Origin of the sequence: Pseudomonas baltica, assembly GCF_031880315.1 — a bacterium.
Lineage (GTDB): Bacteria > Pseudomonadota > Gammaproteobacteria > Pseudomonadales > Pseudomonadaceae > Aquipseudomonas.
On sequence record NZ_CP134771.1, the window covers coordinates 5,395,001 to 5,409,308 of the forward strand.

Annotated in this window: 13 protein-coding genes, 2 rRNA genes and 1 pseudogene (1 of these 16 only partly in view); 13 read left to right on the forward strand and 3 right to left on the reverse strand. The window is 61.3% G+C overall.

From position 1 onward, the window contains the following. Positions 1–440: ribosomal RNA gene (locus REH34_RS24480) — 23S ribosomal RNA — on the forward strand; it begins 2,452 nt to the left of the window's first position. A gap of 161 nt (positions 441–601) precedes the next feature. Beyond that, positions 602–717: ribosomal RNA gene (rrf, locus tag REH34_RS24485) — 5S ribosomal RNA — on the forward strand. Between the two features lie 175 nt (positions 718–892). On the opposite strand, the gene queD is transcribed toward rrf, so the two are convergent. Beyond that, positions 893–1,249, reverse strand: coding sequence for a 6-carboxytetrahydropterin synthase QueD (gene queD / locus REH34_RS24490; RefSeq protein ID WP_226505981.1), 357 nt, complete (start codon positions 1,247–1,249; stop codon positions 893–895). A gap of 190 nt (positions 1,250–1,439) precedes the next feature. Between queD and REH34_RS24495 the strand changes: the two genes are divergently transcribed. From REH34_RS24495 to wrbA, 11 genes and pseudogenes are all read left to right on the forward strand, one after another. After that, complete coding sequence (locus REH34_RS24495) at positions 1,440–1,748, forward strand: PepSY domain-containing protein (protein ID WP_226505982.1); 309 nt, start codon at positions 1,440–1,442, stop codon at positions 1,746–1,748. After that, positions 1,748–2,062: a PepSY domain-containing protein gene (locus tag REH34_RS24500; protein ID WP_311969466.1), complete on the forward strand. Its 315-nt coding sequence runs from the start codon at positions 1,748–1,750 to the stop codon at positions 2,060–2,062. The genes REH34_RS24495 and REH34_RS24500 overlap by 1 nt, the downstream gene beginning before the upstream one ends. Then, the gene (locus tag REH34_RS24505) at positions 2,062–2,730 is read left to right on the forward strand and encodes a response regulator transcription factor (RefSeq protein ID WP_311969467.1); all 669 of its coding nucleotides are present in this window, start codon (positions 2,062–2,064) and stop codon (positions 2,728–2,730) included. The genes REH34_RS24500 and REH34_RS24505 overlap by 1 nt, the downstream gene beginning before the upstream one ends. Further along, positions 2,727–4,058, forward strand: coding sequence for a sensor histidine kinase (locus tag REH34_RS24510; RefSeq protein WP_311969468.1), 1,332 nt, complete (start codon positions 2,727–2,729; stop codon positions 4,056–4,058). The genes REH34_RS24505 and REH34_RS24510 overlap by 4 nt, the downstream gene beginning before the upstream one ends. 128 nt (positions 4,059–4,186) lie before the next feature. After that, a pseudogene (locus tag REH34_RS30355) lies at positions 4,187–5,011 on the forward strand (cache domain-containing protein); the annotation flags it as partial. Between the two features lie 102 nt (positions 5,012–5,113). Next, entirely contained in the window at positions 5,114–5,869 is a 756-nt protein-coding gene (locus tag REH34_RS30360) for a methyl-accepting chemotaxis protein (RefSeq protein WP_409373349.1), read from the forward strand. Positions 5,870–5,997: 128 nt separating this feature from the next. Then, positions 5,998–7,071, forward strand: coding sequence for an AI-2E family transporter (locus tag REH34_RS24520; RefSeq protein ID WP_311969470.1), 1,074 nt, complete (start codon positions 5,998–6,000; stop codon positions 7,069–7,071). A gap of 103 nt (positions 7,072–7,174) precedes the next feature. Then, the gene (gene mrdA / locus REH34_RS24525; RefSeq protein ID WP_226505988.1) at positions 7,175–9,067 is read left to right on the forward strand and encodes a penicillin-binding protein 2; all 1,893 of its coding nucleotides are present in this window, start codon (positions 7,175–7,177) and stop codon (positions 9,065–9,067) included. Positions 9,068–9,319: 252 nt separating this feature from the next. Then, positions 9,320–9,805, forward strand: a complete 486-nt coding sequence (locus REH34_RS24530; protein ID WP_311972152.1) for a sigma-70 family RNA polymerase sigma factor — start codon at positions 9,320–9,322, stop codon at positions 9,803–9,805. Beyond that, positions 9,802–10,458 carry a ChrR family anti-sigma-E factor gene (locus REH34_RS24535; RefSeq protein ID WP_226505989.1) on the forward strand — a complete coding sequence of 219 codons (657 nt, stop codon included), beginning with the start codon at positions 9,802–9,804 and terminating at the stop codon, positions 10,456–10,458. Before REH34_RS24530 ends, REH34_RS24535 begins: the two co-directional genes overlap by 4 nt. A 157-nt stretch (positions 10,459–10,615) precedes the next feature. Then, on the forward strand, positions 10,616–11,215 hold the full coding sequence (gene wrbA / locus REH34_RS24540; RefSeq protein ID WP_226505990.1) for an NAD(P)H:quinone oxidoreductase: 600 nt from the start codon (positions 10,616–10,618) through the stop codon (positions 11,213–11,215). A gap of 71 nt (positions 11,216–11,286) precedes the next feature. On the opposite strand, the gene nuoN is transcribed toward wrbA, so the two are convergent. Together nuoN and nuoM are read right to left on the reverse strand one after the other, a co-directional pair. Further along, a complete protein-coding gene (gene nuoN / locus REH34_RS24545) occupies positions 11,287–12,756 on the reverse strand; it encodes an NADH-quinone oxidoreductase subunit NuoN (RefSeq protein WP_226505991.1) in 1,470 nt (489 codons plus the stop codon). Between the two features lie 7 nt (positions 12,757–12,763). Next, positions 12,764–14,293 (reverse strand): NADH-quinone oxidoreductase subunit M, encoded by a 1,530-nt coding sequence (nuoM, locus tag REH34_RS24550; protein WP_226505992.1) that lies wholly within the window; start codon positions 14,291–14,293, stop codon positions 12,764–12,766. Between the last annotated feature and the right edge of the window lie 15 nt (positions 14,294–14,308).

Sequence of the window (14,308 nt, forward strand, 5' to 3'; positions counted from 1 at the left end):
CCCAAGAGTTCATATCGACGGCGGTGTTTGGCACCTCGATGTCGGCTCATCACATCCTGGGGCTGAAGCCGGTCCCAAGGGTATGGCTGTTCGCCATTTAAAGTGGTACGCGAGCTGGGTTTAGAACGTCGTGAGACAGTTCGGTCCCTATCTGCCGTGGACGTTTGAGATTTGAGAGGGGCTGCTCCTAGTACGAGAGGACCGGAGTGGACGAACCTCTGGTGTTCCGGTTGTCACGCCAGTGGCATTGCCGGGTAGCTATGTTCGGGAAAGATAACCGCTGAAAGCATCTAAGCGGGAAACTTGCCTCAAGATGAGATCTCACTGGAACCTTGAGTTCCCTAAAGGGCCGTCGAAGACTACGACGTTGATAGGTTGGGTGTGTAAGCGCTGTGAGGCGTTGAGCTAACCAATACTAATTGCCCGTGAGGCTTGACCATATAACACCCAAGCAATTTGCGACTCGAAAGAGCATCAGATTGCGGTGACTGTGAAGATGACACGAACCGAAAGTTCGTCGACTCTGAAGCGACACCCACAAATTATCACATACCCGATTCGCTGGAAGACCGCCCAAACGGTCTGCTGGCAAACAGAATTTCTTGACGACCATAGAGCATTGGAACCACCTGATCCCATCCCGAACTCAGCAGTGAAACGATGCATCGCCGATGGTAGTGTGGGGTTTCCCCATGTGAGAGTAGGTCATCGTCAAGATTAAATTCCGAAACCCCCATCTGCGAAGGCAGGTGGGGGTTTTGTCTTTGTGGTGCCTGGCAAAGTCAAAGTCAAGATCAACAGCTTCGCGGGCAAGCCTTGCTCCCACAGTTGTATGCCGTGCATACCGTGGGAGCAAGGCTCGCCCGCGAAGGGGCCGACCCTGCCAAACATCTCAATCGCCGTAATACTCACAACCACTGGTGCAGGTTTCGTGAATACGGATTTTCGACAGCTCTGGCAATAAAGGCTTGAGCTCATCCCAAATCCATTTGGCCAGCACTTCGCTGGTCGGATTCTCCAGGCCTGGAATGTCGTTGAGATAGTTGTGATCCAAGCGCTCATATAGCGGCTTGAAGATCGCCTTGATCTCGGAGAAGTCGCGAATCCACCCGGTATGAGGATCGACCGGACCGCTCAAGTGAATGGCGACCTTGAAGGAGTGCCCGTGCAACCGACCGCACTTGTGACCTTCTGGCACATGGGGCAAACGGTGAGCGGACTCGAAGGTGAACTCTTTGAATATTTCCACGATAGGGGAGGCTCTGAAGTCAAAACAGCCTTCAGTTTATCAGCTGGGCCTCCGCCTGCGGCATAATCAAGGCACACAGCCTGTCGCACATCGGGCAATCAATACCCGATCGACTTTCAGTTTCAATTAAGTTGCGTTCGATACCATGGATTCCGTAGCCAAGGCTCATACTAATAAACGGAGATTCATCATGAAAACCATTGCCACCCTATCCAGCATTATCACCTTCGTCTGCGTAACCGGCATTGCCCAAGCACGCGATTTAGGTCCAGACGAAGCTCTGCGCCTGCGTGATGCCGGCACCGTAATGTCGTTCGAGAAGCTCAACGCCATCGCGTTGGCCAAACACCCAGGCACCCAGGTTCATCAAACCGAACTTGAGCAGGAATACGGTAAGTACGTCTATCAAGTCGAGTTACGCGACAACAAAGGCGGCGAATGGGAACTTGACCTGGATGCCAGCACCGGCGCCATCCTGAAAGATCGTGTAGACAGCTGATGAGATTCAAGGCTCGCCTGCCCCAGGTCATCATTCTCTCTCTGGCAACGCTGTGCTCGCTGGCGATGGCCCGTGATCTGGATCAGGACGAGGCCTTGAGGCTGCGGCAAAAGGGCGCCATCCTGCCTCTCGAACAGCTCATGCATCAAGCGCTGGATCGCTATCCCAACGCACGATTGCTCGAGGCCGAGCTCGAAAAGCATGATGACGAGTACATCTATGAAGTCGAATTGCTGACCATCGAAGGCGTCGTGCGTGAAATCAAGCTGGATGCCGCCACCGGCAAACTGCTCAAAGACAAGGAAGACGACTGATGCGCCTGCTGCTGGTTGAAGACACGGTATCCCTGGCAGACGAACTGATTGCCGGTCTCAGCCGCCACGGTTACGCCGTAGACTGGTTGGCGGATGGCCGCGACGCGGTCTACCAGGGCAGCAGCGAGCCTTACGATCTGATCATTCTCGACCTCGGCCTGCCCGGTCTCCCAGGGCTGGATGTGCTGCAGCAATGGCGCGCCGGCGGTCTGAGCGTCCCCGTATTGGTGCTGACGGCCCGCGGTTCATGGGCCGAGCGCATCGAGGGCCTCAAGGCAGGGGCCGACGACTACCTGACCAAACCCTTCCACCCCGAAGAACTGCAACTGCGGATCCAGTCTTTGCTGCGCCGCTCACGGGGCCTGGCCAATCAGCCAACCCTGGAGGCCGCAGGGCTGCAACTGGACGAAAGCAGACAATGCGTCTGCAGCGGTGAATTGCCGATCCAGCTGACTGCCGCCGAATTTCGTCTGCTGCGCTACTTCATGCTGCATCCAGGCCAAGTGCTTTCCAAAAGCCACCTGTCCGAGCATCTCTATGACGGCGAAACCGAGCGCGACTCCAATGTCCTCGAGGTGCACGTCAATCACCTGCGCCGCAAACTCGGCCGCGAGGTGATCGAAACCCGCCGCGGCCAAGGCTATCTGTTCACCGGCGTTGCCCAGTGAAATCCATACAGGGCCGCCTCAGCCTGGGGCTCATCAGCGTGCTGGTGGTCGTCGGCCTGGTCGTGGCCCAGTTCAGCCTCTGGCTGTTCGAAGTCGGCTTGCAGCGGTACCTCGAATCCGGCCTGCGCAACGAAAGTGAAATCCTCCTGACCGCGCTGGTGCGTGGCAGCAATGCCTTGCAACTCGATGAGTCACGCATCTCGCCGGCTTATGGACGGCCGTTGTCGGGGCACTATTTTCGTATCGATTTTTCGGAAGAACATTGGCGATCCCGCTCGCTCTGGGACCTGGAGATGCCCATTCCCGACGGTCCCGGGGTACGCGCCAACGTCAAGCTCGGGCCCGAGGGTCAGCGCCTGCTGCAGTTGCGCTCGCAATACCGCCGCTTTGGCCAAGTGTTCACTATCACCGTGGCACAGGATTACACCCCTGTGTGGGAAAGCTTCCGACGCATGCGCCATATCGGCCTGGGCATGGGCTTCGGCGCGCTACTGTTGATCCTCTGGCTGCAACGCCTGACAGTCAAGCGCGCGCTCGGCCCCTTGGAGCGGGCCCGCCAGCAGATCCACCAATTGCAGCAAGGCCAGCGCTCGCAACTCGACCGCGAGGTACCGATCGAGCTCGAACCGTTGGTGGAACAGATCAACCAACTGCTGGCCCACACCGAGGACAGCCTCAAGCGCTCGCGCAATGCCTTGGGTAACCTCGGTCACGCGCTGAAGACGCCGCTGGCCGTATTGCTGACCCTGGCGTCCAGTGAGCGCCTGCAGGGTCATCCACAACTGCGAGAAGAGCTGCGCGCGCAGGTCGAGCAGATCAAACGTCGCCTGGACCGTGAACTCACTCGGGCGCGGCTGTCCGGTGATGCCTTGCCGGGTATGGCCTTCGACTGCGATGCGCAGCTGCCCGGCCTGCTCGACACGCTGAACGCCATCCATGGTGGCTACCTGCAACTTCGCTATGAGGTGCCCGCCGGGTTGATGTTGCCCTGGGATCGGGAGGACCTCCTCGAACTGCTTGGCAACCTGCTGGACAACGCCTGCAAGTTTGCCGACAGCGAGGTGTGCCTGAGCATCGACGCCAACCGCGACTGCTATGAACTGCTGGTCGACGACGACGGCCCGGGCATCGTCAAGGCCGTGCGCGATGACGTGCTGCAGCGCGGCGCGCGTCTGGACGAACAGATCGCCGGACACGGCCTGGGCCTGGGCATTGTGCGAGATATTGTCGACGCGTGGGGTGGCGAGCTGCAGTTGCGCGACAGTCCCTTGGGCGGGTTGCGTGTCAGCGTCACGCTACCTCGGCGGGGACGCGCGGAAATCGCGTAAACGCTCTGTATCAGCCTTGTAAGCAATAAATTGCACCACCCAAGGGCATAACTTGGCGGTTATGCCTCAACTTTTGTCCTGCCACGCCGATACACGTTGAATTCCCCGTACGACGTGAGACCCAAACCATGCGCCTGAGCCTGAAGGGCAAAGTTCTATCACTGGCAGTGCTGCCAGTCCTGCTGTTCGCGCTGGTCATCAGCCTGAGTACCGTGTGGATCCTGCGCGATCAGGCGGTAAAAGAAGTCGATCAGACCCGCCAGCGCCTGCTCAACGACGCCAAGTCGACCCTGCAGAACTACGTCGCCGTGGCGCTGGGCATCGTCAAGCCGATCTACGATGCTGCCGGCCCCGACGATCAGGCCGCACGTCAGCAGGTCATCAAGATGCTGTCGGCTATCAGCTACGGCAAGGATGGCTACTTCTTTGGTTATGATTCCCAGGCCGTGCGGCTGTTCAAGGGCAGCAGCCCGGATGGCATCGGCAAGAGCTTCATCGATGCCCGCGACCCCAACGGCGTGTATGTGAACAAGGGGCTGGTAGAGGCGGGCAAGGACGGCAGCCATTACACCCAATACAGCTCGTCGCTGCCCAATGACCCCAAGGTACTGGTCCCCAAACTGTCCTACACCGAGTATCTGTCCAAGTGGGACATGGTGATCGGCACGGCGGTCAATCTTGACGGTATCGAAGCCCAGGTGGCAGTGGTCAAGGCCGGTGTCGACGAGCGCGTCGAGGACATGCTCCTGAGCATCGTCGGTATCGCCGTGGTGGTACTGGTGGTGATCGTTCTTATCGGCCTGGTGATGTCCGGTGCGCTGGTGCGTCCGATCAAGTTGATGAAGGCCAATCTCGATGACATTGCCGCCGGTGAAGGCGATCTGACGCGTCGCCTGGCCATTACCAGCCACGACGAAATCGGCGACCTGGCGGGCTCCTTCAACCGCTTCGTCGACAAGATCCACGGGCTGGTGCGGCAGATCGCCGAAATGACCACCCAGCTCACCGGCCTGGTCGGTGAAGTGGCGTCCCAGGCACAGCGCTCGGAACAGGCCATGGAGCGTCAGCGCCATGAGACCGATCAGGTGGCCACTGCCATCAACGAGATGTCCTCGGCTGCGCAGGAAGTCGCCAAGAGTGCTCAGGGCGCCGCCGTGGCCGCGCAGAAGACCGACGAAGAAGGTCAGCAGGCCAAGCGTGTGGTCGACGGCAGTATTGCGCAGATTCATGCACTGGTCGGCGACATCCGTACCAGCGGCACTTCGCTGGACAGCCTCCAGCAGGATGTGCAGTCGATCGTCAGCGTGCTTGGGGTGATTCGTTCGATTGCCGAGCAGACCAACTTGTTGGCGCTCAATGCGGCCATCGAAGCGGCGCGAGCCGGTGAGGCCGGTCGCGGCTTTGCGGTGGTGGCCGACGAGGTCCGCGCGCTGGCCAGTCGTACGCAGCAGAGTACCCAGGAAATCCAGGGGATGATCGACCGCCTGCAAAAGGGCACGACATCGGCCGTGGATGCCATGCGTCGTTCAAGCGAAGCGGGCGAGGGCAGTTCGGTGAAAGCCAATGAAGCCGGCCAGTCGCTGGATGCCATCGCCGCACTGATCGCCACGATCAACGCCATGAACGCCCAGATTGCGGCCGCCGCCGAAGAGCAGACTGCCGTGGCTGAAGAGATCAACCGCAGCGTGCATCAGATCGCGACAGCAGTGGACACGGTTGCCGACGAAACCCAGCAGGGCGCGCAAACCACTCGTCAACTCGCCGCCCTGGGCGAGCGCCTCGGGCAGATGGTGCGCCAGTTCAAGATCTGACAGTGGCAGACTTGTAGCGAGGGGGCTTGCCCCTCGCGACATCGCACCATCGAACGTTCCACCCCGCTCAAGGGACTAACCCTCATGGCGCCCGTCAGGCGCCTTGAGACCTTTGACACGGAACGCGCATGAACCACACTCACCTGCACAACAAAACCCTACTGGGGCTGCTGATTCTGGTCAGTATCGCCTTCATCTGGATCCTGCTGCCGTACTACGGCGCGGTGTTCTGGGCCATCATCCTCGGTATCGTCTTCGCCCCCCTGCAGCGGCGCCTCAACCAGCGTTTCAAGTGGCGGCGCAACGTCACCTCGCTGATCACCCTCGGCACCGCCATGCTGATTGCCATCTTGCCGGTAATCGTCATCAGTGCACTGCTGGTGCAAGAGGGTGCCACGCTTTACAAGAACATCGAGAGCGGCACGCTGGATATCCCGGCTTACGTCACCCACTTCAAGGAAGCGCTGCCCATGTTCGCGCAGCACTTTCTCGAACGCCTGGGCGTAAGCAACTTCGAGGGCCTGCAAGACAAACTCTCCAAGGGCGCCATGGTCGGCAGCCAGTACTTCGCCAGCCAGGCGTTCAGCTTCGGCCAGGGCACCCTGGATTTCATCGTCAGCTTCGGGATCATGCTCTATTTGTTGTTCTTCTTTCTGCGTGACGGCGGCGACCTGGTGCGCCGGGTTCGGGAAGCCGTGCCCATGGCCGAACAGCAGAAGCGCCGGCTGCAGCTCAAGTTCAACCGCGTGGTGCGCGCTACCGTCAAAGGCAACCTGCTGGTGGCAGTGACCCAAGGTGCGTTGGGCGGGTTCATCTTCTGGGTGCTGGACATCCCCAGCGCCTTGCTCTGGGCGGTGCTGATGGCGTTTCTGTCGTTGCTGCCTGCGGTAGGCGCGGGCATCGTCTGGGCGCCGGTAGCGATTTACTTCCTGCTCAGTGGCGCGGTCTGGCAGGGGGTGGTGCTGGCGTTGTTCGGCATCCTGGTGATCGGCATGGTCGACAACGTGCTGCGCCCCATCCTGGTGGGCAAGGACACGCGCATGCCGGATTACCTGATCCTGGTCTCGACCTTGGGCGGGATGGCGGTGTTCGGTCTTAACGGTTTCGTCATCGGGCCCTTGATCGCCGCGCTGTTCATGTCGACCTGGAGCATCTTTGCCGGAAATCGCAAGCGCGTACAATTGCCAGCCGATTTGCCGTGAAGTGGTATCATCGCCGCCATTCTTGAAATCATTAGTAACACAGTGACCCTCTGGCGGCAGGACGCCACCCGCCGGAGGTTGCGCTTGTCCAAGAGCGGTTCCAATGCCACAACCGATTCCCCTGAAAGACCACGAAACCGAAAAAGGCCTGGTCAATCGTCGCCTGCTGTTCTGTGCCGTGCTGGTGCTGGGCCTGAGTCTCGCGCTGGTTGGTCGTCTGTATTTTCTGCAAGTGATCCAGTTCGCCTATCACTCGACCATTTCTGAAAACAACCGCGTGCACCTGTTGCCGATCCCACCCGAACGAGGGGTCATCTATGACCGCAACGGTGTGGTGGTTGCCGACAACCGGCCCAGTTTCAACCTGACCCTGACCCGTGAACGCGCGGGCGACACCACCAAGGTGCTCGACGAACTGACCACGGTGCTGCACTTGAGCGACGAAGACCGGGCCCAGTTCGACCGTGACCTCAAGCGCGTGCGCCACCCGTTCGAGCCGGTCACCTTGATGTACGAGCTGACCGAGGAGCAGATCGCCTTGGTCGCGGTCAACCAGTTCCAGCTGCCGGGGCTCGACGTCGAAGCGCAGTTCGTGCGCGAATACCCCTATGCCGAGCACTTCGCCCATTCGGTGGGCTATGTCGGGCGGATCAACGAGAAGGAGTCCAAGGAACTCGACCAGGTCGAGTACCGCGGTACCCAATCGGTAGGCAAGACCGGCGTCGAGCGCTTCTACGAGCCGCAGCTGCACGGCCATGTCGGCTTTGAGGAGGTCGAGACCAACGCTCAAGGCCGCGTGATGCGCGTGCTCAATCACACCGACCCGGTGCCTGGCAAGAACATCACCCTGACTCTGGACATCAAGCTGCAAGCGGCGGCTGAAAAAGCCCTGGGTGATCGGCGTGGCGCAGTTGTGGCCATCGATCCGCAGACCGGCGAAGTGCTGGCCATGGTCAGCAAGCCGAGTTTCGATCCCAACCTGTTCGTGACCGGCATCAGCTTCAAGCAGTACGCGGCCCTGCGCGATTCCATCGACCGGCCGCTGTTCAACCGGGTGTTGCGCGGCCTGTATGCGCCGGGCTCGACCATCAAGCCGGAAGTGGCCATCGCCGGCCTCGACAGCGGCGTGATCACCCCCTCCTCGCGGGTATTCGACCCAGGCTATTACGAGCTGCCCAACTACGATCACAAATACCGTAACTGGAACCGCACCGGTGATGGCTGGGTCGACCTCAACGACGCGATCATGCGTTCCAACGACACCTACTTCTACGACACGGCGCACCGCCTGGGCATCGACCGACTGCACGACTACATGACCGAGTTCGGTCTGGGCCAGAAGGTCTCGCTGGACATGTTCGAAGAAGCGCCGGGGCTGATGCCATCCCAGCAATGGAAACGCGCGACCCGGCGCCAGGCCTGGTTCCCGGGCGAGACGCTGATCCTCGGGATCGGCCAGGGCTACATGCAGGTGACGCCATTGCAACTGGCTCAGGCCACCACGCTGATCGCCAACAAGGGGGTGTGGAACCGCCCACGGCTGGCGGAAACCGTGGGTGGCGTGAAGCCGGTGGACGAAAACCCGATGCCCAATATCCTGCTCAAGGACCCGCGTGCCTGGGAAGAGGTCAACCAAGGCATGCAGGCGGTGATGCACGCCCCCCGGGGTATCGCTCGCGCTGCGGCGGTGGGGGTGCAATATCGCATTGCTGGCAAGAGTGGTACCGCCCAGGTGGTGGCAATCAAGCAGGGCGAGCGTTACAACCGTCTGAAAACGCTGGAGCGCAACCGCGACAACGCGCTGTTCGTCGGCTTCGCTCCAGCCGAACATCCGCGTATCGTGATTGCCGTGATGATCGAGAACGGCGAGGCCGGTGGTCGAGTGGCCGGGCCCGTGGTACGGGAAATCATGGACGCCTGGCTGCTTGACCAGGATGGCCACGTGAAACCTGAATACGCTGCACCGGCAAAGGCGCCGGGTGACCCCCATGTCTAGGTCGAAGATTCAACCCGGCGCAGTGATCCAGCCGAGCCCTTTGCGCGTATACCCCATGATGCAACCGCCACTGGGCGGTCTTTGGCAATCATGGGAACCACCAGCATGAGTCTGCGGTTAGTATTCAGGCAAGCATCAGCCCCTCGGAGCAACGCCCGTCCCGTGAGCAGCCTGGATAGCGATTCGAGCAGTACCCCACCCTGGAGCGACGACGTCGAGGCCGTCGCGCGGTTGCGTGATCGCGATGCTTTTATGCGCATCTACGATCACTTCGCGCCGCGGCTGCAGCGGTATCTGGCAGGGCTGAGCGGTTGCGAAGGGCGCGCCGAAGAGCTCACCCAAGAAGCCTTGCTGAAGCTGTGGCACAAAGCCGAACAGTTTGATCCAGCCAAGGCCAGCCTGGCCACCTGGCTGTACCGCATCGCTCGCAACCTGTACATCGATCACGTACGCCAGGACCGCGGCTGGCTGCCGGCCCAAGGCTCGCTGGCGGCGCTGGAGCGGCTCGAAGCACCAGCCGATGGCAGCCTGGATTTCAGTCCCCGCCAGGAGCAGAAGCTCGCGGCGGCGCTGCAGGCCCTGCCGCCAGATCAGGCGCGGGTCATTCGCATGGCGTATTTCGAAGCCATGAGTCACCGGCAGATCGCCGATCAATTGCATTTACCGTTGGGTACCGTGAAGTCGAGCTTGCGCTTGGCGTTCCGGAAACTGCGCGCCGGCGTCGAGGCACCACAATGAAAGACCAACACCATTTGGACGAAGCGACGCTGGTCAGCTACTGCGCGGGCTCCTTGCCTCAAGGGCTGGCAGTGGTCGCTGGCGCGCATCTTCAGTTGTGCGCAACCTGTCGCAGCAAATTGCGGCAGGCCGAGCGTATCGGCGGGTTGCTGATGCACGCGCAAGTGCCGACACCTGAGCCCATGGCCAGCGGCCGCCTGGCCATGCTGGCGCGACTTGACGAGCCTGCGCCCGCTGCGGTGGTGGTCGACCTTGGCGCCTGCGACGATGCCGACCTGCTGCCGGTCAGCCTGCACCCTCATTTCGGCCAGCGTTACAGCCAGCTGCCATGGCGTCGGCTGATTCCCGGGGTGCGCATGGTGCGGGCCAAGGCCGAGGGCGATGGCAGCCTGGTGATGTTCAATATCGCGCCCGGTACATCCATGCCGGTGCACAGCCACGGCCGCAGCGAAATGACCTTGGTGCTCAAAGGTGCCTATCGCGATGCGTTGGGGCACTTTGGCCCTGGGGATATAGCTGACCTGGATGAAACCATCGAGCACCAGCCTGTGGCCTGGGGGGACGATCACTGCATCTGCGTGGCCGCTACCGATGCGCCACTGCGCTTCAGTGGTTTGATTCCGCGCTTGATGCAGCCCTTTATCGGGCTGTGATCTTTGCTGGTCCCTTCGCGAGCAAGCGCTGTTACAGCCAAGCGTGGCATTTCGATCCTATCGATCGAATTAATCCGTTTTTAACCCGTCACAACCTGTGCAACGGTACGTACCCCTCTCGTCCATCTTCGGGCGAGACTGCACAGGAGCAATACACATGGCTAAAGTGCTGGTTCTCTATTATTCGACCTACGGTCACATCGAAGCCATGGCCCAGGCCGTGGCCGAAGGCGCCCGCGCCGGCGGTGCTGAAGTCGACATCAAACGCATCCCCGAAACCGTGCCCGAAGAAATCGCCCGCAACGCCCACTTCAAGTTGGATCAGGCAGCCCCGGTGGCTACCGTGGCCGATCTGGAGCATTACGATGCAATCATCCTCGGCTCGCCGACCCGTTTCGGCCGCATCGCCAGTCAGGTCGCCGTGTTCCTCGACCAGGCCGGTGGCCTGTGGGCGCGCGGCGCCCTGAATGGCAAAGTCGGTGCGGCGTTCACCTCGACTGGCTCGCAGCATGGCGGCCAGGAGACCACGCTGTTCTCGATCATCACCAACCTGTTCCACTTCGGCATGACCATCGTCGGCCTGCCTTACAGCTTCCAGGGCCAGACCGACGCCACTCAGATCGTCGGCGGTGCACCCTACGGTGCCAGCACCGTGGCCGGCGGTGATGGCTCTCGCCAACCGGGCGAAGTAGACCTCGCCGGCGCGCGCTTCCAGGGCGAACTGGTGGCCAAGACCGCGATCAAGTTGTTTGGCTGATACGCGACACAGGCACCAAAAAAAATCCCGCCATCGAGGCGGGATTTTTTATGCACGGGCAGAGCAGGGCTTCATCCCACCAGACGCAACCCAGCATGCTGCACCAATTCCAGCAGCGGCTGTGGATACACACCCAGCACGAACACCAGGATGGCGATGGCCAGCAGCATCACACCACCGGCGCGCTGTTCCCACTTCATCGGCGCATCGGTACGACGGATGGATTTCTCCATCAGGTACAGCGTCACCATCACCCGCAGGTAATAGAACACGCCGATCGCACTGCCCACCACCAACGCACCGACCAACCACCACTGACGCGACTCGACGCCGGTAGCGATCATGTAGAACTTGCCGATAAAGCCGGCGGTGAGCGGGATACCCGCCAGCGACAGCATCATCACGGTGAGCACTGCGGTCAGGTACGGACGACGCCAGAACAGGCCGCGGTACTCGTACAGCGCATCGGCGTCACGGCCATGGTAGGGCGACGACATCAGCGTGATCACGCCGAAGGCCCCCAGGCTGGTGAGCACATAGGTCACCAGATAAACGCCGATGGCCTCGACCGCCAGGCCCTTGCTCGCAATCAGCGCGATCAGCATGTAGCCGAAGTGGGCGATGGACGAATAACCCAGCAGACGCTTGAGGTTGCTCTGGGTGACCGCCAGCAGGTTACCGATCAGGATCGACAGCACCGCGATGATCGAAAGGACATCGTTGAGCACCCCGGAGTGCGCCACTGGCGAAATCTGGAACAGGCGCACCACCACCGCAAAGACCGCCACCTTGCTGGCCGTAGCCAGGAAGGCCGCCACCGGAGCCGGAGCACCCTCGTAGACGTCTGGCGTCCACAGGTGGAAAGGCACCAGCGACAGCTTGAAGCCCAGGCCCACCAGCATCATCGCCAGGCCCAACTGCGCCAGGCTGCTCGGCATGCCGGTGGCTGCCAGGGCGGCGCCGATACCGCTGAAGCTCAGGCTGCCGGCATCGGCATACAACAGCGCCATGCCGAACAGCAGGAAGGCGGAACCCGCAGCCGACAGCACCATGTACTTGATACCGGCTTCCAGCGAACGCTTGTTGAAGAACGCGTAGGCGACCAGGCCGTACACCGGCACCGACAGCAACTCCAGGCCGATGAACAGCCCGGCCAGATGCTGTGCGCAGACCAGCACCAGGCCGCCCAGCGCCGACATCAGGATCAGCAGGTAAAGTTCTTCGCGGTTGCCCGGATAGCCCGCACCGGCGTCACCCAGGTAGGCATGGGCCAGCGTCACGCACGCCAGGGTGGCGATCAGGATCAGCGCCATGTACAGCGCGGCGAAGTTGTCCACCTGCAGCAGGGGAGTGACCGCCAGCGGTGTGAGCTTGAGTACTGGCAGAATCGACAACAGTGCCAGGTTCAGGCCCGCACAGGTGATCAGGAAGGTTTGCGCGTGATTGCGCCGCCAGGCGATCGCCAGCATCACCACGACAACGGTGAGGCTGGTGATCAGCAGCGGTGCAAGCGCGATAAAGTGTTGAATCGTCAGGTCCATAGCGCTCTTACCGGGCCGAAGCGAGTTGAGTGAAGGCGGTGCCGAGCCAATGGTGCACACCGGTCATGGTGGCAGCAGAGGTGTCGAGGAAGGGCTGCGGATAAACACCCAGCAGCACCAGCAGGGCCGCGAGGCCCAGCACCATGATCAGTTCGCGGTTGTCCATGCCGGCCAGTACAGCGTCGGATTTGGACGGGCCGAAGTAGGCACGGTGAATCATGATCAGCGAATAGACCGAACCGAACACCAGCCCGGAAGTGGCGATCGCCGTGACCCACGGGGCAATGGTGAAGCTGCCCAGCAGGATCAGGAACTCGCCGACGAAGTTACCTGTGCCCGGCAGGCCCAGCGACGCCGCAGCGAAGAACAGGCTGATGGCCGGCAGGTAGGCGATCCGTGGCCAGATACCGCCCATCTCGCGCATGTCACGGGTGTGCAGACGCTCGTACAGTTGGCCGCTGAGGATGAACAGTGCCGCTGCCGACAGGCCGTGAGCCAGCATCTGGATCACCACGCCTTGCAGCGCTTGCTGGTTGCCGGAGTAGATGCCGATCAGCACGAAGCCCATGTGCGAGACGCTGGAAAACGCGATCAGGCGCTTGATGTCGGTCTGCGCGAACGCCAGGAAGGCGCCGTAGAAGATCCCGATCAGGCCGAGGGTCATGGCGATCGGCGCGAACTCGGCCGAGGCATTCGGGAACAACGGCAGGGCGAAGCGCAGCAGGCCATAGGCTGCCGTCTTCAACAGGATACCGGCCAGGTCCACGGAGCCTGCGGTCGGCGCCTGGGCGTGGGCGTCCGGCAGCCAGGAGTGGAACGGCACCACCGGCAGCTTGACCGCGAAGGCGATGAAGAAGCCCAGCATCAGGATGTATTCGGTGTGCAGCGACAGCTTGGTCTTCAGCAGCGTGCTGTAGTCGAAGGTAATCACCCCGGTGTTGCTGTAGTTGACCAGCACCAGGCCGAGGATCGACACCAGCATGATCAGGCCGCTGGCCTGAGTGAAGATGAAGAACTTGGTCGCTGCGTAGATCCGCGTCTTCTTGCCGTCTGCCGAGCTGTGACCCCAGAGCGCGATGAGGAAGAACATCGGCACCAGCATCATTTCCCAGAAGAAGAAGAACAGGAACAGGTCAAGGGCCAGGAACACCCCGACCACGCCGCCCAGGATCCACATCAGGTTGAGGTGGAAGAAGCCCACGTGCGCCTGGATCTCTTTCCACGAGCACAGCACCGACAGCATGCCGAGCAGGCCGGTCAGCAGGATCATCAGCAGCGACAGGCCATCGAGCGCCAGGTGCACGCTGATGCCGAAGCGCTGAATCCAGTTCAGCTTGAATTCCACCGCCCAGGCGGGTTCGCCGGGGGCAGGGGCCAGGGTGAAGTCACCGTGGGCCCACAGCCAGAGGCCGAGGGCGAGTTCCAGGGACATGGTCAGCAGCGCAATCCAGCGTGGCAGCGTCGCGCTCGAGCGCTCCGCCAGCCAGCACAGCAGGCCACCGATAAAGGGGATCAGGATCAGCCAGGGCAAAATCATGACGGGCTCAATTCC

Coding starts and splice junctions, on each gene's coding strand:
- REH34_RS24495 (WP_226505982.1), top strand. CDS start 1,440: ATGAAAACCATTGCCACCCTATCCAGCATTATCACCTTCGTCTGCGTA.
- REH34_RS24500 (WP_311969466.1), top strand. CDS start 1,748: ATGAGATTCAAGGCTCGCCTGCCCCAGGTCATCATTCTCTCTCTGGCA.
- REH34_RS24505 (WP_311969467.1), top strand. CDS start 2,062: ATGCGCCTGCTGCTGGTTGAAGACACGGTATCCCTGGCAGACGAACTG.
- REH34_RS30360 (WP_409373349.1), top strand. CDS start 5,114: ATGGAGCGTCAGCGCCATGAGACCGATCAGGTGGCCACTGCCATCAAC.
- REH34_RS24520 (WP_311969470.1), top strand. CDS start 5,998: ATGAACCACACTCACCTGCACAACAAAACCCTACTGGGGCTGCTGATT.
- mrdA (WP_226505988.1), top strand. CDS start 7,175: ATGCCACAACCGATTCCCCTGAAAGACCACGAAACCGAAAAAGGCCTG.
- REH34_RS24530 (WP_311972152.1), top strand. CDS start 9,320: ATGCGCATCTACGATCACTTCGCGCCGCGGCTGCAGCGGTATCTGGCA.
- REH34_RS24535 (WP_226505989.1), top strand. CDS start 9,802: ATGAAAGACCAACACCATTTGGACGAAGCGACGCTGGTCAGCTACTGC.
- wrbA (WP_226505990.1), top strand. CDS start 10,616: ATGGCTAAAGTGCTGGTTCTCTATTATTCGACCTACGGTCACATCGAA.
- nuoN (WP_226505991.1), bottom strand. CDS start 12,756: ATGGACCTGACGATTCAACACTTTATCGCGCTTGCACCGCTGCTGATC.
- nuoM (WP_226505992.1), bottom strand. CDS start 14,293: ATGATTTTGCCCTGGCTGATCCTGATCCCCTTTATCGGTGGCCTGCTG.